Raw genomic sequence first — 18,173 nt, forward strand, 5'->3', positions numbered from 1 at the left:
TACACCCAAAATGTACTACCCTTAACAGATTGCGATGATAACGACCCTAATGTGTTCGAAGTTTCCACTTGGTACTTGGATGCTGATGGTGATGGGTATACCACTTCTGGAACTATTGAAAGTTGCAATAGTCCTGGTATTGACTATAACCTTATACCTTCTGATAAAATTGACTGTGATGACGAAAACGAACAAATAAACCCTGAAACAATTTGGCGATTAGATGCTGACGAAGATGGTTCAGCAGATAATGAAGAATTCGTAGTTGATTGCATATCTCCAGGTGCTGGTTTTACCAATAATATTCTTGTGCCCTATTCTATTTCCGATAAAATCATTGCATATCCTAATCCCACGACTGAAGCTATAATAATTGACCTTGGTGAGATTAAATCTGCCATTAAATTAACATTGGTAAATTCTTCGAAAAAATTGGTGCTTACCAAAAACTTCCAAAGCCAGCGCTTTTTAACTATTGATTTATCAGCTCTAGCCTCAGGCGTTTATTTTGTTGAAATTATTAATCAGAAAGAAGTAATTGGAACTCATAAAATAATCAAGCTCTAAATCTTTAATCTTATTTGGTTAATAAATTCTTATAACCCGTTCTGTAAATCTTCTTTAAAAATTCACCTAAAGGTTATTTTTGTAAAAATTCGAAAAACCATTTTCGATACGAATTAACACGATTTATATGAAACAATACCACGACCTTTTAAAACATGTTCTTAATGAGGGTAACCAAAAAGGTGACCGAACAGGAACAGGAACTAAAAGTGTATTTGGTTATCAAATGCGTTTCGATTTAAGTGAAGGTTTCCCTATGGTTACTACCAAGAAATTACATTTAAAATCTATTGTATATGAATTGTTGTGGTTCTTAAAAGGTGATACCAATATAGAATACCTACAAGAAAATGGTGTACGAATCTGGAATGAATGGGCGGATGAAAACGGAGATTTAGGACCTGTATATGGTCACCAATGGCGTAATTGGAACGATGATGAAATTGACCAAATAAAAGAGGTAGTTCATTCATTAAAAACAAATCCAAACAGCAGAAGAATGTTGGTTTCCGCTTGGAACCCTAGTGTATTACCCGATACAACTAAATCTTTTTCAGAAAATGTTGCGAATGGGAAGGCTGCTCTTCCTCCTTGTCATGCCTTTTTTCAATTCTATGTTTCAGACGGAAAACTCTCATGTCAATTATATCAAAGAAGCGCAGATATTTTCTTGGGAGTACCATTTAACATCGCTTCTTATGCCTTATTCACTATGATGATGGCACAAGTTTGTGGACTTGAAGCAGGTGATTTTATACACACTTTTGGAGATGCCCACATTTACAACAACCACATGGAACAGGTTGAACTTCAATTGAGTAGAGAACCTAAGCCTTTGCCAAAAATGCAAATCAACCCTAAAGTAAAAGATATTTTTGATTTCAAGTTTGAAGATTTTACATTAGTTGACTATAACCCGCATCCTCATATAAAAGGAAAAGTTGCTATTTAGCAAAACACTTAATTGTATAATTATTGTTATACTTAGTACCACTTTCTGCTTTTCTCATAGAGATATTTCTGTTTATTTCACTTAAGAAAAATAATGCTAGATAAGATTCTTAAAAAACAACTCGAGATTAGTCTGTACTAAAATTTAGTGAAATTATAAAAACAAAAAAGGCGCGCTACTTCAAGTAACACGCCTTTTTCACTGATATCAATGTCTATTACAATTCTAAAACAGCGTTTTCAGAACCAGCATAATCATTCCACTGATAACGATCAGCTTCAGTATCATTGACGAAGTTACCATCAACTATATATTTAAACTCAAAAGAATTTTCTTTAGGAAGGTCAAAAGTTCCCTTGAAAGTTCCGTTTTTTAATTTTTTCAATGCACTAGCTTTTGGGCTCCAGTTATTAAAGTCTCCGACTACGGCTACTTTTTTTGCTTCTTCTGCAGGAACCGTAAAAGTCACCTTACAAACAGGCTTTGTTTTTAAATATTGTTTTGCAATTGCCATGATATTAATTTTAAAATTCACTGCAAAACTAGTACAATAAAACCCTCATTTCCAACACGTAAGAGATTTTTATGAAATTGATAAAAAACGAACCCTTTTTATAGTCACTAAAGAATTAAACCCTAGAAATAATGATTTTTACGAATAGCTATCTACTTGTTTTTAAGATTTTTACAATAGAATCGATTTCACTTTCGGTATTGTAAAAGTGGAAACTTAAACGCACACCTTGACCTCTTTGTGCACAATAAACATCATTAGCCAAAAGATGTTGAAAAATTGCATCATCTGCTTTAATATTAAAGATAGTACTATGCGATTCTCTTTTTTTAAACTTTTCATCTAAAAGACCTAATGCCTGAAATTCACTTTTTGCCTTTTCCGATAATTTTCGATTTTGCTCCGTTATTTTATCAATCCCGATTTTTGTAAAATAATCCAATGAAAACTTCAAACTTCCAAAAGTTAAGGAAGACAAATGGCCAGGCTCAAATAATTTAGCAAACCTTATCGTGTTCTTTTTATCTAAATCACCATTGGCAGCATTAAAACCTATGTTATTAATAGAAGCCTCTTCTTTAACACGTTCAGAGAAAAGCATAAACCCATTGCCATATCCAGACAACAACCATTTATACGCGCTCGCTCCTACCACATCGATACCTGAGTTATCAAAATCAAATCGCATACTACCACAAAATTGAGTGCCATCTGCAATAATTAATATATCTGGAAACGTATTCTTCAATTGCTTTAAAAATTCTAAATCAATAGAAAAACCATCTAACCACTGCACAAGACTTAAAGCTAGCACATCAATTTGCTCCTTCTCAATAATTTCTTGAATACGCTCTTCTAAATTAGAAGTCATTTTTAAGTAATGAATATCGAAATCTCTATTTTCAAAACCCCAATTAAGAGAAGGATAATCATTTTCAATAAGAAGTACTTTTTGCTTCGGATGCAGACCTTCTAATAAAACATTTAGCCCTGTTGAAAAATTATTGACCAATGCTACATTCTCACGTTTGCAATTGAAAAACTCTCCAACTGTTTGACGTGTGTCGGAAATAACTTTTAAAGCTTTAATACGCATATCACTGCCGTGAATCAAAAAGTCAAGATCGTGCTCTTGCCTCCAATCTAATAAAGATTCATACAGTAAACCGTAAACTGCTGTATTAGCATAAATACCTTTTCTTAAAACGGGAAATTCCTTTCTAAATTTTTCCATAGCTTATTGAGTAAAACACATTTCCTGTATCTTTGGCTCAAAGATACAGGAAGAGCCATGTTTTCCAAAAACAAAAAAATCTCCAAATTAGATGTAGAGCAGCATGAACTTTTAGAAAATGCTCAAAAAAGAATTCAACAAAAAAAACGACTTTATACGCATTTCGTGGTTTTTTTGGTTGGTAGCGTTTTCTTAGTGCTTATTAATAAAATCTTAAAATACGGTCAAGAATATAATTGGTTCATTTGGGCTATTACCTTTTGGGCATTTTTATTTGTTCTTCATATTTTCAATGTTTTTATTACCAATAAATTTATGGGGAAAGATTGGGAACGTTTACAACGTGAGAGATTAGTACAAAAACAAAAAAATCGAATTTCAGAAATTGAACACGAAATTGATTCTGCCACTATTATAGAATCGGACACTAAAAAAAAATTGCTTTGAATACCTTAATCATGATTGCTGCTGCGGCAGAAAATAATGCTCTTGGAAAAGACAATGACCTTTTATGGCACTTACCAGATGATTTTAAACGTTTTAAACAACTGACTACTGGCCATAAAATAATAATGGGAAGAAAAACCTATGAAAGTTTCCCAAAACCTCTACCCAATAGAACTCACATAATAATTACCCGAGACAAAGATTACTCCGTTGCCTTTAAAGATGGTATTGTCGTTCATTCATTAGATGATGCCCTTGCACTAGTGAAAAATGAAATTGCATTCATAATTGGTGGTGGAGAAATTTATAAACTGGCTGAAAAACAATCAGACAAAATAGAACTTACTAGAGTACACGCAAATTTTGACGATGCCGACACATTCTTTCCTGAAATTGATGACGATTGCTGGATGATGACGAAACAAGAATTTCACCCAACAGATGAACGGCACAAATTCTCATTCACTTATATCACCTACGAAAGGAAAAATAATTCTCTTAAAAATCTTTAAAAGAGACCGTTAAGTTTAACTTACTCAAAGGCAATATATTAGACAATACTTTTTCGTTTTTATTACTGCAAAATTGATGTGATCCCAATTCAGATGCATTAGACAACAAATCGAATTTTTCTAATACTAATTTGGTTTGTCGAGCGACCGCTTGGCCAGAATCAATTATGGTAACATTTTCTGGGAGCATTTTTTTTAAAATCGGAATCAAATAAGGGTAATGTGTGCAACCCAATACCAAATAATCCATCCCCTTTTCAAGCATAGGTGAGATATAGCCTGCTAAAAGCGCATACAATTCATCACTTTGCAAATTTCCTTGTTCAATCAATTCAACCAAACCAGTACCTCGTTGTTCTAAAACGGTAATACCTGCTGCATGATTTTTTGAAGTACTATGAAACAAGCCACTTGATAAGGTTCCTTTTGTAGCAAGTACTCCTATTATTTTTGATTTCGAGTTTATTGCAGCGGGTTTTATAGCCGGCTCAATGCCTATAAATGGTATTTTATAATTCTCCCGTAGATATTCAATAGCATTAGTTGTTGCTGTATTACAGGCCACCACAATTAGCTTACATTCTAAAGCCAATAAATATTCTGTATTCTTGATACTAAACTCTAAAATACGTTCTTTGGATTTTTCACCGTAGGGCGCATTCTTACTGTCGGCCAAATAAATACAATCTTCATAAGGCAACAATTCTTGTAGTTCACCCCAAATAGATGTTCCTCCAATACCTGAATCAAAAATACCTATCGGCCTGTTATCCATATTACTCTAATACCACTGTTATAGGTGTACCGTTAGCACCACTTGGGAAAGAAATTCCTAAAAGAACTGCTATGGTAGGAGCTATATCTGGTATCTCAGTACGGTTAACCGTCGACCCAGGCTTTATTCCCATACCATAAAATAATAATGGAGTATGAGTATCATAAATTTGCGGTGAACCGTGTGTTGAACCAGTTTTTGAATATGAAATGAAGCCCGGTTTTAAAACCACCAAAATATCCCCAGATCGTTTTTGATTAAATCCATTCTGTAAAATATAAGGAATACCAGAGGTGTATTGATTGTTCCACATCTGATTTGCCGTATACACTCTGTCAATGGCATCATACCCAAGAAATTCTTGAGCCATTTCTGTTTGAACATCTACCAAATTAAGATCAAGATTCTTTATAATTTCATGGTCCAAAAACAATTGATAATTAGAGTAGTTTTTCAGAATATCCTCTGTTCCATAAGTGTATTTCAAAAACCCAGAAAGCCTTTTAGAGTTAGCTGCATTATCAATATAACCTGCAGGTATTTTTTTATCTTTTAAATAAGAAGGAACTTCAATAGCCCCGTGATCTGCCGTTAAAAACAAGGTATATTCACCTTCCCCAACATTTTTATCCAAGGCCTTAAACAATCTCGCCAAATCTTCATCTAATCTAATATATGTATCCTGAACTTCTTTAGAGTTAACCCCATACATGTGACCTACATAATCGGTACTTGAAAAACTTACCGCTAAAAAGTCGGTTATTTCATCTTTACCCAAGTCTTCTTGTTGCAATGCTTCTATCACAAAATCAGTAGTTAAAGAATTTCCAAAAGGCGTTGATTTTATAATATCAAAATTTTCAGTTTTATTTAAAAGTGCGGTTGTACTATGAGGAAAAGTAGGTGACGTTTCGCCTTCAAATAACCCTTCATAGGTGTTATTATCCGTACCACTTTCATTGTAATCTTTAATATCCTTTATGGTATTCCATGCTTTTTTATAAGACTGGGCCTTACCAGACGAATTAAAATCTACCACCCATTTTGGTAGTTGCTCCATGTAATATGAACTTGTAATCCATTTACCCTCATTTGCTCCGTGAAACCAATACGCAGCATTGGCGGTATGCCCACCAGGCAAAACAGCACCTCTATCTTTCAAGGCTATGGATATTGTTTTACCTCGCATTTGATTATTCAATCTTAATTCATCTGTAATTGTGGTAACCGTCATTCTATGAGGAGACATTTGCCCTGCATTAGAAGTTGTACCCACAGATGAATATGAATCATCTGACGCGCAATACACATCAGAATCTAATTCTTTATCATACCAATTATTACCAATAATTCCATGCACAGAAGGGGTCGCTCCCGTATACACAGACGTATGGCCAGGGCCAGTACTTGTAGGTGCGTAATTGAAATGATTGTTCTTACAGTTGAAACCTTCCTCGACCAATCTTTTAAAACCATCTTTACCAAAATGGTCATAAAAACGTGTCAAATAATCATAACGCATTTGATCTACTACTATACCTACAACTAATTTTGGCTTAACCTTTAACAGCTCATCACTATTATTATCTTTTCCCCTATTTTGAGCTGATAAATCCGCAGTAAAAAGAAGTGTCCCCAAAAACAATGTAACAATAAAATAAAATCTCATTTTCATACTTAACCGTTTGAAGTGTAAAAGTAAATAATTTACACCTTTAAAGATTAAACGGAGGTTAAATCAAGTCCTTTATTGTTATTTTTACGGTAAGAATTCTATTTTTAATCAATGAACTATTTAGCATCTGTAGGAAGCTATGCAATTATGATCCGCGAGGTTTTTAAAAAACCGACCAAATGGAGAATAATGAAATCCCTTATTTATAAAGAAATAGACGAATTGATTTTCAGCTCTCTGGGTATTATCATTTTTATTTCTTTCTTTATCGGTGCTGTTGTTGCTATACAAACTGCGCTTAACTTAACGAACCCTTTAATACCGCGTAATCTTATTGGTTTTGCTACTAGGCAATCTGTTATACTAGAGTTTGCACCTACCTTTGTCTCTATTATTATGGCAGGAAAAGTAGGTTCTTATATAACATCTAGTATTGGTACGATGCGAGTAACAGAGCAAATAGATGCGCTAGAGGTAATGGGTGTCAATTCATTAAATTACTTAGTCTTCCCTAAGATTATAGCTATGCTTTTTTATCCTTTTGCAATTGCAATTTCTATGTATGTTGGAATCTTTGGTGGATGGATGGCCGGTGTGTTTGGGGGATTCTTAACAAGCGCAGATTTTATTACCGGACTACAAACAGATTTCGTGCCTTTTCATATCGCTTATGCTTTTGTTAAGACATTAATATTTGCTTTTGTTATTGCTACAATACCTTCTTTTCATGGTTTTTATATGAAAGGTGGCGCTTTAGAAGTTGGCAAAGCTAGTACAACCTCGTTCGTTTGGACAAGTGTTGTTATCATCATATTGAATTATATTTTAACCCAACTCTTACTAGGATAATGATAGATGTTCAAGACATACACAAATCATTTGGTGATGCTCATATTCTAAAAGGTATATCTACCACTTTTGAACAAGGAAAAACCAATTTAATAATTGGCCAAAGTGGTTCGGGAAAAACTGTATTTCTTAAATGCCTTTTAGGCCTATTTTCGCCCGAACAGGGAAACATTGTGTACGACGGAAAGAAATACGCTGAACTTTCTGATGATCAAAAACGAGATTTGAGACAAGAAATGGGTATGGTTTTTCAAGGTAGCGCCCTTTTTGATAGTATGACGGTTGAAGGCAATGTAATGTTTCCATTAGAAATGTTCACAAAGCAATCTACATCAGAAATGAAAGATCGCGTCGATGCAGTGCTTAAAAGAGTAAATCTTATTGATGCCCATCACAAATTTCCTTCTGAGATTTCCGGTGGTATGCAGAAAAGAGTTGCTATTGCGCGTGCCATTGTAATGAATCCTAAATATCTTTTTTGCGATGAGCCAAATTCAGGTCTCGATCCAAAAACCGCTATTCTAATAGATGACCTTATTAAGGAAATTACCGAAGAATATAACATTACTACGGTTATCAATACGCATGATATGAACTCCGTAATGCAAATAGGAGAAAAAATTATTTTTCTAAAAGATGGACTCCTAGAATGGGAAGGAACAAAAAATGAAATTTTCAAAACCGATAACGAAGCGGTAACCAATTTTGTATACTCATCTGACCTTTTTAAGAAAGTTCGACAGATGTATATTCAAGAACAAAATTAATCTTTGGGCATTTCCTTTAGTTGAATACTTTTATTGTTAAGCCTCAATCGCAACCAATTCTGTAGTTTATTCATGTCTTTTAGAGTCTCAGCTCTATTAGCTTCTTTTTTCCAAGTCACTTCAAATAATGGAATACTATCAGTTTTAGTAAAATCGGTAGAGATTAAATATGCATAACCTAGTCGTTCTAAATTCTCGTAATTCGTTTTAGCTTCAAGGCTAATTTCCTTAAATGGAATTTGATTTGAAGAAATCTGATTTAAACGAGTTAGTTCACTCTCTAAAACTTGAATCTTTTCATCCTTACTCGTTAGAATAGTTTTTTGTGATTCATAAAGTTCATTCACATACTTTAGCTCATTCGCTTCATCGCTTCTTGAACCCTGAACAATTGTTAATTCGCAATTTTTTAATTGTTTATAATCTAGCATTTGATTTTTCCATGTTGCAATTACATTATCAGGTATCGCCTCATTACCCATAAAAACTAATTCAACTTTTGGATTTTGGCCATCATTAAACTCAATATCACTAAAATCTTTTAAGAATTTACCTTCACCCGAAAATTGGTAAGGTGCTATTTTCTCAACTATAAAATTATTTGCGTCTCTTGTAAATAGTGATTTTTGAAATACGTTATAGAAGGTAAAGCCCGCAGGTATCATAACTAGAATAGCAAGCAAAGAAGCTAACCTACCTATTAACCGTCTTCTTTGAGAATTGACGTAACGCACCATTGGAAAACGCAACAATTTAATAACAAGAAATGTCGCTAGAGCAATAAATATTGTATTAATCGTAAATAGATATAAAGCTCCGGTAGCATAAGACCAATTACCTATCGCTAAACCAAAACCTACGGTACACAAAGGCGGCATTAAAGCGGTAGCAATCGCAACACCAAAAATAACACTAGCGATAGTACCCTTTTTTGCGCGAGCAATAACAAGTGCCAATCCCCCAAAAAATGCAATTAGAACATCTCTAATATCTGGCTCAGTTCTGGCCAAAAGCTCAGAAGATTCATCACGTAAAGGAAAAAAATTAAAAAAAAGATAGGCTGTAATTACACTAAGAATTACCATAACCGTAAAATTCTTTAAAGACCTTTTTAAGGTATCTATGTCATTAATTGCAACAGACATACCTATACCTAAAATAGGCCCCATTAAAGGGGAAATCAACATCGCTCCAATTACGACCGCTGTTGAATTTGCGTTAAGACCTATAGAGGCAATAAAAATAGAACAAATTAAAATCCAAGATGTGTGCCCTTTAAACGGTATATCGGCTATAATCGCTTCTTTCGTTGCCTGTTGGTCTGTATTCGTACGAATATCCAACAACTCAGAAAGAAACTTTTTCACACTACCTAAAAGGCCTTGAAAGTCTTTTTTTACTTCCTCACTACCATTCCCCTCATTACTTGACAAGGTTAGCTTATCTTGATCCTGATTATTCTCCATACTTACGCGAATTCTTCACCAAAGGCATCTTTCACCTTATTAAGAACTTGTTTAATATCTTGCTCTTTTGCCTTAGGATAAATTAGCAGCACCTCATCTTTATCTACAATAATATAGTCATTTAAGCCATCTACTACAACTACTTTACCCGCCTTTGACCTAATCATATTACCACTTGCATCTTGAGTTAAGACTCTAGCATTTACTATAGCATTATTATTTTCTTCTTTATCAAGCTTGTCATATAAAGAGCCCCAGGTACCCAAATCGTTCCAATCAAAACTAGCTTCTAACACAAAGATTGAGCTTGAATTTTCTAAAATAGCATAATCAATAGAAATATTTTCAGCTTTAGGATAGTTCTCTGAAATAAATTTTCTCTCGTCATCAGTATTGAAGCAAACTAATCCATCTCTAAATAATTTGTATTGCTTTGGCTGATATTTCTGAAAAGCATTAACAATTGTTTTTGCACTCCACATAAAAATACCTGCATTCCAAAGAAAATTACCTTGTGCAAGAAAATCCTTTGCAGTTTCATAATCCGGCTTTTCTCTAAACTGATTTACTTTTTTAATTTGTTCAGTATCCGCTTTATTATATTCGATGTACCCAAAACCTGTATTTGGAAAAGAAGGCTTAATACCTAAGGTGCACAATACATCTTCAGTTTCACATTTTTTAAAACAAGCAGTAACATCTTTTGCGAAAGCTTCTTCATCTTCGATCCAGTGATCACTAGGCGCTACTATCATTACTGCATCTTCATTCATTTTCTGAATTTTCATTGCAGCATATAATATACAAGGAGCCGTATTTCTCATGGCAGGCTCAAGAACTACTTGCTCTTGTTTCACCATAGGCAATTGCTTTAAGACCAAATCATTATAGCGTTCATTTGTGAGAATTAATATATTCTCTGTAGGCACAAACTTGTTCAATCTTTGAAATGTTTTCTGTATGAGCGTAGTGCCCGTACCTAACATATCATGAAATTGCTTCGGATTTTCACTAGTACTTATTGGCCAAAATCTAGACCCTACTCCACCAGCCATTAAAACGGCATAATAATTTTTATTCATGTCAGCTTTTTATTAATTCTACTTCGGCGTTTGGTTGAAACAAAAACATCCTGCCAGTAGATATTTCTGTACACTCATAGCGCTTCGTTCGCTTGTTACCTTTTTTAAAAAGTTTACCATTATAAATACGAAAAACACTACCTATCGGCAATTCGTAAACGTAAGATTTTTCTGATTGTTGTTCGTCGTATAGTTTTAAAGCAATCGATAAGTGCGCATCGGTACTACTACTTGCCTTTGGATTTTTGAAATGTCTTGCCAATAATGGAAGTATTTGAGAAGGAAAAACCTCTGGCCGAATAAAAGGTAGCATTAAATATTGGAATGTTCTTTTCCACTCCAATCCGTGTGGTTTAATATTACGCCCATACTTTTCAAATGCTACTAAATGTGCAATTTCATGAATTAGCGTTATTAAAAATCTATATTTATTAAGAGATGCGTTTACCGTGATTTGATGATTACCATCTTTTCTTCTTCTGTAATCTCCATGCCTTGTAACTCGTTCATTAACGATTTTCAAATGAACATGACTACCTTTAATAAGTTCAAAACAAGGTTTGACTGCAGTTTCAGGAAGATATTTCGTTAAAGTTTGTTGCATTCTAAGGAGTACTACTACTAACTTGTAAAATTTTACCGTTATATAATTTTTGACCGTTCAAGGCGAAATTCATCACGTACTCAGCCATTTCAATTGCCGACACCGGTGCTTTATACCCTGGAAAAGCTTCTTCAAGCATTTCAGTTTGTACCGCTCCTAATGCCAAGGCATTAAAAGATGGTCCGGTCTCTTTAAATTCTTCCGCCAGTAATTCTGTAAATGTAAGCACTGCTCCTTTACTTGAACTATACGCAGATAAGCCAGGAAATTTAGCGCTACCTTGAATACCTCCCATAGAACTAATTGTTAATACATGACCCGTACTTGACATATATGGAATAACTAATTTGGTTATGGCAGCAACACCAAAAACATTCACCTCATACACAGATTTGAACTCTTCATCAGTAGTTTCTAAAAATGGTTTGTTCAATAATCTTCCTGCATTGTTTATTAATGCCCTTACTTTTCCGTTATCCTTTAAATAGCTTGCTAGTTTTTCGCGATCAGAAACTGAAGAGACATCGAAAGAAAATGTCTGAATATTCTTGTGCTTAAGATTTTTAATAGGTTTTTCATTTCTAGATAATGCCAAGACCTTATAACCTGCATTTGCCAACAACTTGCTTAGCTCAAAGCCAATTCCCCTACTTGTACCTGTAACAATAATGTATTCCATTAATTATACTTTAATTCTTTAATTGGTGAATTCACAATGCCTGTTATCATTGGTATGGTTTCATTAACTATAGTCGCCATATGCATATAATCCATTAAAGATGCTTCATCTCCTACTTTATGATATTCTCCAAAATTAGTGAAATCAAAAGTGCTATACGTTTGAGAAGGAACATTAAAAACATCATGAAAAGGAGCATTATCTGACCGTCTAAATAAATTAAATTCCTTTGCTTTCGACAAAAAACCTACAAGATTTTTATGTGCATACCTATTACTAACCTCCGCCAAATTAGATAATTCATAACCGGTTAAATATAAACTATGGTCTTTATCAACCATTGGAACGCCAACCATTTCGAAATTAAGCATGGCATACAAATCTATATTTTTATCTTTTAATTTACCGGCCAAATGCTTCGAACCGAGCAATCCTTTTTCTTCAGCAGAAAAAAGAGCAAAAATAATACTTCGTTTATTCCCCTTAAGTTCACCAAAATATTTCGAAAATTCTAGAACTGTAGTTGTACCTGAAGCATTGTCATTGGCTCCGTTCGCAATACTATCAGCAACTTGACCGCTCATTAAGCCAATATGATCATAATGCGCGCCTATTACCACAAACTCGTTTTTAAGCTTAGCATCTGTTCCTGGCAAATACCCCACTACATTAAAAGCCGTGCCGTCAGTATAGTTGGTTAAGGTATCTCGGTAGGAAGTAAAATAGGGTTGAATGTTATTTTTTTTAAATACATTCTCAATAAAGTCGGCAGCCTTAGAAATACCCTCACTACCGGTATCTCTACCTTGTAATTCATCAGAAGTTAGATAAACCATAATATCCTCTATATTCTCAGGCGTGCTGTATGCCTTGAGTTTGGAAGTTAAAATAGATGATTTGACATCTTCGCCATTTGATGTATTTTGCAAAACATCTTTACGAACATTTTTTGTTTCGTTATTCGGATTCAAAATGGTTGACTGATCCATTTTTGCTCCACTACAACTTACCAACAAAAAACCAAAAAAGACTAAAATAATATGTTTCATAATGATGTTTCTTTTAAAATCTAAAGATAAAAAAAAGCATCCTGTCGAAAGGATGCTTTAGCAATTCTATTTAAAATCAAATTTCTAGGCTAACATAGTCACTGGGTTTTCAACAAAATAACGCAGTGTCTGTAAAAATTGAGCTCCCACAGCACCATCAACAGTTCTATGGTCACAGGCCAATGTCAACTTCATGGTATTACCTACTACAATTTCACCATTCTTAACCACAGGTTTTTCAACTATAGCACCTACTGAAAGTATTGCTGAATTTGGCTGATTTATAATACTAGTAAATTCCAAAATACCGAACATACCAAGGTTTGACACTGTAAAGGTGCTACCTTCCATTTCTGAAGGCGCAATTTTTTTGTTTCGAGCTTTCCCCGCTAAATCTTTAACTGCACTACCAATCTGCGTTAAGCCCAATAAATCACAGTGCTTTACAACTGGCACAACTAAACCTTCATCTACCGCTACTGCTACACCCATATGAATATGCTGATGATACTTAGTCGTATCGCCATTCCAAGAAGTATTTACTTGAGGATGCTTCCTAAGAGCCATTGCACATGCCTTTAACACCATATCATTAAAAGACACCTTAGTATCAGGCAAGCTATTTATTTGAGCACGAGATTCTTTCGCATTGTCCATATCTACCTCAATGGTTAGATAAAAATGCGGTGCATTAAATTTAGAATTACCAAGCGCTTTTGCTATTGCCTTACGCATGTTCGAATTCTTAACTTCTTCAGTACCTTCTTCACCTGACGGCAAAGCCATAGATACTGGTTGTGAAGCAACGTTACTCTCAGCCTTAACTACAGAACTTGCAGCTGGTGCCGCAGTCGTACTAGGTGTATAATTTTCAATATCTTTTTTGGTGATTCTACCATTATCTCCTGAACCGGAAACTTTTGCTAAATCAATACCTTTATCTTCCGCTATTTTCTTAGCCAAAGGTGAAGCAAAAATTCTTTCACCATCAGACACCGTTTTTGAAACCTCTTTCTTCTCAGAAGAATTTTCAGATTTCATTTCAACTTTTTTATTTTCTGATGTAGATGACTTTTTACTACCGCCAGATTCATTACTTAACACAGCATCGACATCAGTACCTTCTGGACCTATAACTGCCAAAACTGTATCAACTGGAGAAGATTCACCTTCCTGAATTCCAATATATAATAACTTCCCAGAATAAAAAGACTCAAATTCCATTGTAGCCTTATCTGTCTCAATCTCAGCTAAAATATCTCCTTCTTCAACATCATCACCGACCTTTTTTAACCAACTTGCCACAGTACCTTCTTCCATGGTATCACTTAATCGTGGCATTTTGATAACTTCAACCCCCTCAGGAATTTCAACTCCGTTTTCAATTTCTTCTGAAGCCTCTTCCGAAACATCTTCAACTTGTGAAGAATTATCTTCTGAAGCCTTCGCATTGCCACCACCGATTAAACTTGAAACATCTTCACCCTCATCACCGATAATAGCCAATAGAGTATCTACTGGGGCCGCATCACCTTCTTGCACGCCTATATATAATAAAGTACCTTCATTAAATGATTCAAACTCCATCGTCGCCTTATCAGTTTCGATTTCAGCTAACATATCACCTTCTTCAACTTTATCTCCAACGCTTTTTAACCATTTAGCTACCGTACCTTCTTCCATGGTATCACTTAAACGGGGCATATTTACTACTATAGCCATCTACTTAAAATTTATGTTGAACAAATGGAAAATCCTCTTGTTCGTAAACCATATCATATAATTGGTTTACTGGTGGATAATCTGATTCTTCTGCAAACTTCTCACACTCCTTAACCATTTCCTTGACATTTTTGTCAATATCTTTAATTTCAGCGTCAGTTGCGTATTTGTTTTCCTTTATAATATCCAAAACTTGAGTTATTGGATCTATCTTCTTGTACTCTTCAACCTCATCTTTTGTTCTATAATGCTGTGCATCAGACATGGAATGACCTCTATATCTATACGTTTTCATTTCTAGAAAAGTTGGTCCACCGCCACTCCTAGCTCGGTCAATTGCCTTGCTCATTTCTTGTGCAACAGTCACAGGATTCATACCATCAACAGGTCCACAAGGCATTTCGTAACCTAAACCTAATTTCCAAATTTCAGTTGAAAAAGACGTTCGTGCTACAGAAGTTCCCATCGCATAACCATTATTCTCACAAATAAATACAACAGGTAGTTGCCATAACATGGCTAAATTAAATGTTTCATGCAAAGCTCCTTGTCTAACAGCACCGTCACCCATATAACATAAAGTAACAGCTTCTCTACCATGGTATTTATCACCAAATGCCATACCGGCACCTAATGGAATTTGACCACCTACAATACCGTGCCCACCATGAAAGCGATGCTCTTTAGAAAAAATATGCATTGATCCTCCCATACCTTTAGAAGTACCTGTTACTTTACCATAAAGCTCAGCCATTACTCTTTTAGGGTCTACACCCATACCTATTGGCTGAACGTGATTTCTATAAGCCGTTATCATACGATCTTTAGTAAGATCCATTGCATGTAAGGCTCCTGCAAGAACTGCTTCTTGACCATTATACAAATGAAGAAATCCTCTTACCTTTTGCTGAATATACACAGCGGCCAATTTGTCCTCAAATTTTCTCCAAAACAGCATGTCGGCATACCATTTTAAATACGTTTCCTTGGTGATTTTTTTCATCAATTTTAACTAAAGGTTTTAATTCTATATAGATCCCAAAGGTTTGATTCACCTAAGTATCGCAGAAGAACAAAAATACACATATAAATGAATCGATAAAAATAATAGAAGCAATTCAATCAAGAAATTATATGATTAACAAATAAACCCCATAACGTGTTTATTCTCAACCTTTCATTTAATAAAAATCAATTTAAATAACTACTATTAAAACCCAGCGGAAGCAAATCTGCCAAAGAATCACATTCTATAACACTACCTGTCTCGCCCATTAACAGTATTCTTATCGGCTCTTTTTGTCTAAATTCATATTCTGAAATTGACTGCCTACAATTACCGCAGGGTGCAGCTGGTTCATTAACCTCGTGATTTAATGATGCTGCAGAAATTGCAATCGCCTTTATTTTCATTCCCGGATATTTCGAGCCAGCATAAAAAACAGCAACCCTTTCAGCACAGAGTCCAGATGGATATGATGCATTTTCCTGATTATTTCCCTCAACTATCTCTCCATTATCCAACAAAACAGAAGCGCCTACATAAAAATCAGAATATGGAGCATAAGCCCTTTTCCTCGCACTAACCGCTGCATTCATTAACATCTTATCTTCTTCCTGTAATTCTTCTAACTTATTATATATAGTAATATCAAAGCTTATACTCTTTTGAATGGCCATATGCATCTTTTAAATGTTAATCTACAAATTAATAATGGAGTTCAAATTAAGAACCGCAACATATAGGCATAAAAAAACCTGCGATAATGCAGGTTTTTTTATGCCTATAACCTTTTATAATTTAATCATTGTAAAATTCTTCACCTAAGTTAAAGGTAAGAGAAAATCTTAATGTATTCTCTAGTGGATTTCTAACCTGAGACGTTGAAAACAAATAAGATAAATCTATTTGAGCTGCTTTAAATTTAAACCCAGCGCCTAGCGTAAAGAATTTCCTAGAACCTTTATCCTCACTTTCATTAAAATATCCAGTTCTAAACATGAACGCATCTTGATAAGTATACTCTGCACCTAATGCCCATGTAAATTCTTTTAACTCTTCACCAAAACCACCTGGCGCATCGGTAAAAGAGTTGAAAATACCACTGAAACCGCTTTCATTTTGATAAATATCATTATCAGCCGAATCAATATCACCATCGTTATCAAAATCTTGTGGGGTAGGCACAAGAAGCTTATTGAATTCTGTTGTTAAGCCTATTACATTATCTTGATCTAAGATAAAATCGAATCCACCACCAAAACTCAATTTACTAGGTAAGAAATTTTCTTGTCCTCCAGCATCATATTGAATTTTACCTCCAATATTAGAAAGATTAAAACCTGCCCTCCATCGACCGTCAAAATTATTATAAGCTATCTCATCGGACCTGTAATACCCTGCAACATCAACAGCGAAAGAACTCGCAGCTTGTGAATCTTCAGATCCATTTTGAGGTAATTTTAAATTTGATCTTATATACCTACCACCTACAGCCATTGAAAACGTAGGACTTAATTTAAGTGAATAAGAACCATCTAAAGCCAACTCATTCGGCTTAGCGATAGTACCTGGGTCATTTGCAAATTGTCTTAATTCAATTTCACCTAAAGTAAAATATCTAAGACTCAATGCAAAAGCACTCTGTTCGTCAAGTTTATTATAGAAACTGGCATTTAACAACGATATATCTGTTATAATACTTTCTAAATAGGGAGTATAACTAATACCAATACCCATTTTCCGCTCTGCAAAAGCAAATTTAGCAGGGTTCCATTGCTGTGAAAAAGCATCTGTAGATGTCGCTACACCCATATCACCCATACCAGCTGACCTAGCATCGGCCGCAATTGTTAAAAATGGCACGGCGGTTGTAATTACTCGCTGGTCATCTTGTGCGACAACCTTCCCAATTACAAGTACAAAGAAAATTATTGAAATTTTTCTCATTATAGAACAGTTCTTTAAATTTAAAAGGTGAAATATAGTGTTTCCCTCTATTTCAACTTTAATATTTTACATGTAAACGTCCTTTTTCCCGTTATCTTGCATAAATAATAAGTTTTTTTATAAAAAAACATTAGTACATCTATAAGTCACACTCCCTTCTCAACCTTTAATACTTTGAAATACCGAAGCTAAAATCCTCATCTTAAAAGAAATCTTTAAAACCATACTAATTAACTGTTTTAACCGTTAACCTATTTAAGCGGACCTAAATTTATTGCAGGTTCGATTCGAGATGATTAAAATTATTTTGAATTGTAAAATAATCTCAC

The 18,173-nt window shown here is 34.5% G+C and carries 19 protein-coding genes; 6 read left to right on the forward strand and 13 right to left on the reverse strand.

Features of this window, described 5'->3' with window-relative positions:
• The coding region (locus B5X55_RS14550; RefSeq protein WP_159447554.1) for a T9SS type A sorting domain-containing protein at positions 1 to 567 on the forward strand (567 nt) is incomplete at its 5' end.
• A 127-nt stretch (positions 568 to 694) separates the two neighbouring features.
• The gene (locus tag B5X55_RS14555; RefSeq protein WP_079513362.1) at positions 695 to 1,519 is read left to right on the forward strand and encodes a thymidylate synthase; all 825 of its coding nucleotides are present in this window, start codon (positions 695 to 697) and stop codon (positions 1,517 to 1,519) included.
• 217 nt (positions 1,520 to 1,736) lie between these two features.
• Here B5X55_RS14555 and B5X55_RS14560 read toward each other — a convergent pair whose 3' ends face one another.
• Together B5X55_RS14560 and B5X55_RS14565 are read right to left on the reverse strand one after the other, a co-directional pair.
• Positions 1,737 to 2,033: an isoamylase early set domain-containing protein gene (locus tag B5X55_RS14560; RefSeq protein ID WP_079513363.1), complete on the reverse strand. Its 297-nt coding sequence runs from the start codon at positions 2,031 to 2,033 to the stop codon at positions 1,737 to 1,739.
• A 148-nt stretch (positions 2,034 to 2,181) separates the two neighbouring features.
• Positions 2,182 to 3,267, reverse strand: coding sequence for an aminotransferase class V-fold PLP-dependent enzyme (locus tag B5X55_RS14565; RefSeq protein ID WP_079513364.1), 1,086 nt, complete (start codon positions 3,265 to 3,267; stop codon positions 2,182 to 2,184).
• Between the two features lie 6 nt (positions 3,268 to 3,273).
• Between B5X55_RS14565 and B5X55_RS14570 the strand changes: the two genes are divergently transcribed.
• Together B5X55_RS14570 and B5X55_RS14575 are read left to right on the forward strand one after the other, a co-directional pair.
• Positions 3,274 to 3,714: a 2TM domain-containing protein gene (locus B5X55_RS14570; RefSeq protein WP_394332848.1), complete on the forward strand. Its 441-nt coding sequence runs from the start codon at positions 3,274 to 3,276 to the stop codon at positions 3,712 to 3,714.
• A complete protein-coding gene (locus B5X55_RS14575; RefSeq protein ID WP_234999750.1) occupies positions 3,711 to 4,226 on the forward strand; it encodes a dihydrofolate reductase in 516 nt (171 codons plus the stop codon). The genes B5X55_RS14570 and B5X55_RS14575 overlap by 4 nt, the downstream gene beginning before the upstream one ends.
• Here B5X55_RS14575 and murI read toward each other — a convergent pair.
• Positions 4,213 to 5,001 carry a glutamate racemase gene (gene murI, locus B5X55_RS14580; protein WP_079513367.1) on the reverse strand — a complete coding sequence of 263 codons (789 nt, stop codon included), beginning with the start codon at positions 4,999 to 5,001 and terminating at the stop codon, positions 4,213 to 4,215. The two genes, B5X55_RS14575 and murI, sit on opposite strands and share 14 nt — an antisense overlap.
• Position 5,002: 1 nt before the next feature.
• Positions 5,003 to 6,676, reverse strand: a complete 1,674-nt coding sequence (gene pafA / locus B5X55_RS14585; RefSeq protein WP_143814509.1) for an alkaline phosphatase PafA — start codon at positions 6,674 to 6,676, stop codon at positions 5,003 to 5,005.
• Between the two features lie 111 nt (positions 6,677 to 6,787).
• Here pafA and B5X55_RS14590 point away from each other — a divergent pair, with 111 nt between their 5' ends.
• Positions 6,788 to 7,525 carry an MlaE family ABC transporter permease gene (locus B5X55_RS14590; RefSeq protein WP_079513368.1) on the forward strand — a complete coding sequence of 246 codons (738 nt, stop codon included), beginning with the start codon at positions 6,788 to 6,790 and terminating at the stop codon, positions 7,523 to 7,525.
• Positions 7,525 to 8,292, forward strand: a complete 768-nt coding sequence (locus tag B5X55_RS14595; protein ID WP_079513369.1) for an ABC transporter ATP-binding protein — start codon at positions 7,525 to 7,527, stop codon at positions 8,290 to 8,292. The genes B5X55_RS14590 and B5X55_RS14595 overlap by 1 nt, the downstream gene beginning before the upstream one ends.
• Here the strand turns inward: B5X55_RS14595 and B5X55_RS14600 are convergent.
• From B5X55_RS14600 to porV, 9 genes are all read right to left on the reverse strand, one after another.
• Positions 8,289 to 9,758, reverse strand: a complete 1,470-nt coding sequence (locus B5X55_RS14600; protein WP_079513370.1) for a DUF389 domain-containing protein — start codon at positions 9,756 to 9,758, stop codon at positions 8,289 to 8,291. The genes B5X55_RS14595 and B5X55_RS14600 overlap by 4 nt on opposite strands.
• Before the next feature lie 2 nt (positions 9,759 to 9,760).
• On the reverse strand, positions 9,761 to 10,840 hold the full coding sequence (locus tag B5X55_RS14605; protein ID WP_079513371.1) for a mannose-1-phosphate guanylyltransferase: 1,080 nt from the start codon (positions 10,838 to 10,840) through the stop codon (positions 9,761 to 9,763).
• Position 10,841: 1 nt separating this feature from the next.
• Complete coding sequence (locus tag B5X55_RS14610) at positions 10,842 to 11,444, reverse strand: SprT-like domain-containing protein (RefSeq protein WP_079513372.1); 603 nt, start codon at positions 11,442 to 11,444, stop codon at positions 10,842 to 10,844.
• A gap of 1 nt (position 11,445) precedes the next feature.
• The gene (locus B5X55_RS14615; protein WP_079513373.1) at positions 11,446 to 12,123 is read right to left on the reverse strand and encodes an SDR family NAD(P)-dependent oxidoreductase; all 678 of its coding nucleotides are present in this window, start codon (positions 12,121 to 12,123) and stop codon (positions 11,446 to 11,448) included.
• Positions 12,123 to 13,172, reverse strand: coding sequence for a M28 family metallopeptidase (locus B5X55_RS14620; RefSeq protein ID WP_079513374.1), 1,050 nt, complete (start codon positions 13,170 to 13,172; stop codon positions 12,123 to 12,125). The genes B5X55_RS14615 and B5X55_RS14620 overlap by 1 nt, the downstream gene beginning before the upstream one ends.
• Positions 13,173 to 13,256: 84 nt before the next feature.
• A complete protein-coding gene (locus B5X55_RS14625) occupies positions 13,257 to 14,894 on the reverse strand; it encodes a dihydrolipoamide acetyltransferase family protein (RefSeq protein ID WP_079513375.1) in 1,638 nt (545 codons plus the stop codon).
• Positions 14,895 to 14,898: 4 nt separating this feature from the next.
• Positions 14,899 to 15,897: a pyruvate dehydrogenase (acetyl-transferring) E1 component subunit alpha gene (gene pdhA / locus B5X55_RS14630; protein WP_079513376.1), complete on the reverse strand. Its 999-nt coding sequence runs from the start codon at positions 15,895 to 15,897 to the stop codon at positions 14,899 to 14,901.
• Positions 15,898 to 16,085: 188 nt separating this feature from the next.
• Positions 16,086 to 16,574, reverse strand: coding sequence for a cytidine deaminase (cdd, locus tag B5X55_RS14635; RefSeq protein WP_079513377.1), 489 nt, complete (start codon positions 16,572 to 16,574; stop codon positions 16,086 to 16,088).
• Between the two features lie 121 nt (positions 16,575 to 16,695).
• The gene (gene porV / locus B5X55_RS14640) at positions 16,696 to 17,844 is read right to left on the reverse strand and encodes a type IX secretion system outer membrane channel protein PorV (RefSeq protein WP_079513378.1); all 1,149 of its coding nucleotides are present in this window, start codon (positions 17,842 to 17,844) and stop codon (positions 16,696 to 16,698) included.
• Positions 17,845 to 18,173 lie beyond the last annotated feature (329 nt).

The organism is Maribacter arcticus (assembly GCF_900167935.1).
Taxonomy (GTDB): domain Bacteria; phylum Bacteroidota; class Bacteroidia; order Flavobacteriales; family Flavobacteriaceae; genus Maribacter; species Maribacter arcticus.

Coding starts and splice junctions, on each gene's coding strand:
- B5X55_RS14555 (WP_079513362.1), top strand. CDS start 695: ATGAAACAATACCACGACCTTTTAAAACATGTTCTTAATGAGGGTAAC.
- B5X55_RS14560 (WP_079513363.1), bottom strand. CDS start 2,033: ATGGCAATTGCAAAACAATATTTAAAAACAAAGCCTGTTTGTAAGGTG.
- B5X55_RS14565 (WP_079513364.1), bottom strand. CDS start 3,267: ATGGAAAAATTTAGAAAGGAATTTCCCGTTTTAAGAAAAGGTATTTAT.
- murI (WP_079513367.1), bottom strand. CDS start 5,001: ATGGATAACAGGCCGATAGGTATTTTTGATTCAGGTATTGGAGGAACA.
- pafA (WP_143814509.1), bottom strand. CDS start 6,676: ATGAAAATGAGATTTTATTTTATTGTTACATTGTTTTTGGGGACACTT.
- B5X55_RS14590 (WP_079513368.1), top strand. CDS start 6,788: ATGAACTATTTAGCATCTGTAGGAAGCTATGCAATTATGATCCGCGAG.
- B5X55_RS14595 (WP_079513369.1), top strand. CDS start 7,525: ATGATAGATGTTCAAGACATACACAAATCATTTGGTGATGCTCATATT.
- B5X55_RS14600 (WP_079513370.1), bottom strand. CDS start 9,758: ATGGAGAATAATCAGGATCAAGATAAGCTAACCTTGTCAAGTAATGAG.
- B5X55_RS14605 (WP_079513371.1), bottom strand. CDS start 10,840: ATGAATAAAAATTATTATGCCGTTTTAATGGCTGGTGGAGTAGGGTCT.
- B5X55_RS14610 (WP_079513372.1), bottom strand. CDS start 11,444: ATGCAACAAACTTTAACGAAATATCTTCCTGAAACTGCAGTCAAACCT.
- B5X55_RS14615 (WP_079513373.1), bottom strand. CDS start 12,123: ATGGAATACATTATTGTTACAGGTACAAGTAGGGGAATTGGCTTTGAG.
- B5X55_RS14620 (WP_079513374.1), bottom strand. CDS start 13,172: ATGAAACATATTATTTTAGTCTTTTTTGGTTTTTTGTTGGTAAGTTGT.
- B5X55_RS14625 (WP_079513375.1), bottom strand. CDS start 14,894: ATGGCTATAGTAGTAAATATGCCCCGTTTAAGTGATACCATGGAAGAA.
- pdhA (WP_079513376.1), bottom strand. CDS start 15,897: ATGAAAAAAATCACCAAGGAAACGTATTTAAAATGGTATGCCGACATG.
- cdd (WP_079513377.1), bottom strand. CDS start 16,574: ATGGCCATTCAAAAGAGTATAAGCTTTGATATTACTATATATAATAAG.
- porV (WP_079513378.1), bottom strand. CDS start 17,844: ATGAGAAAAATTTCAATAATTTTCTTTGTACTTGTAATTGGGAAGGTT.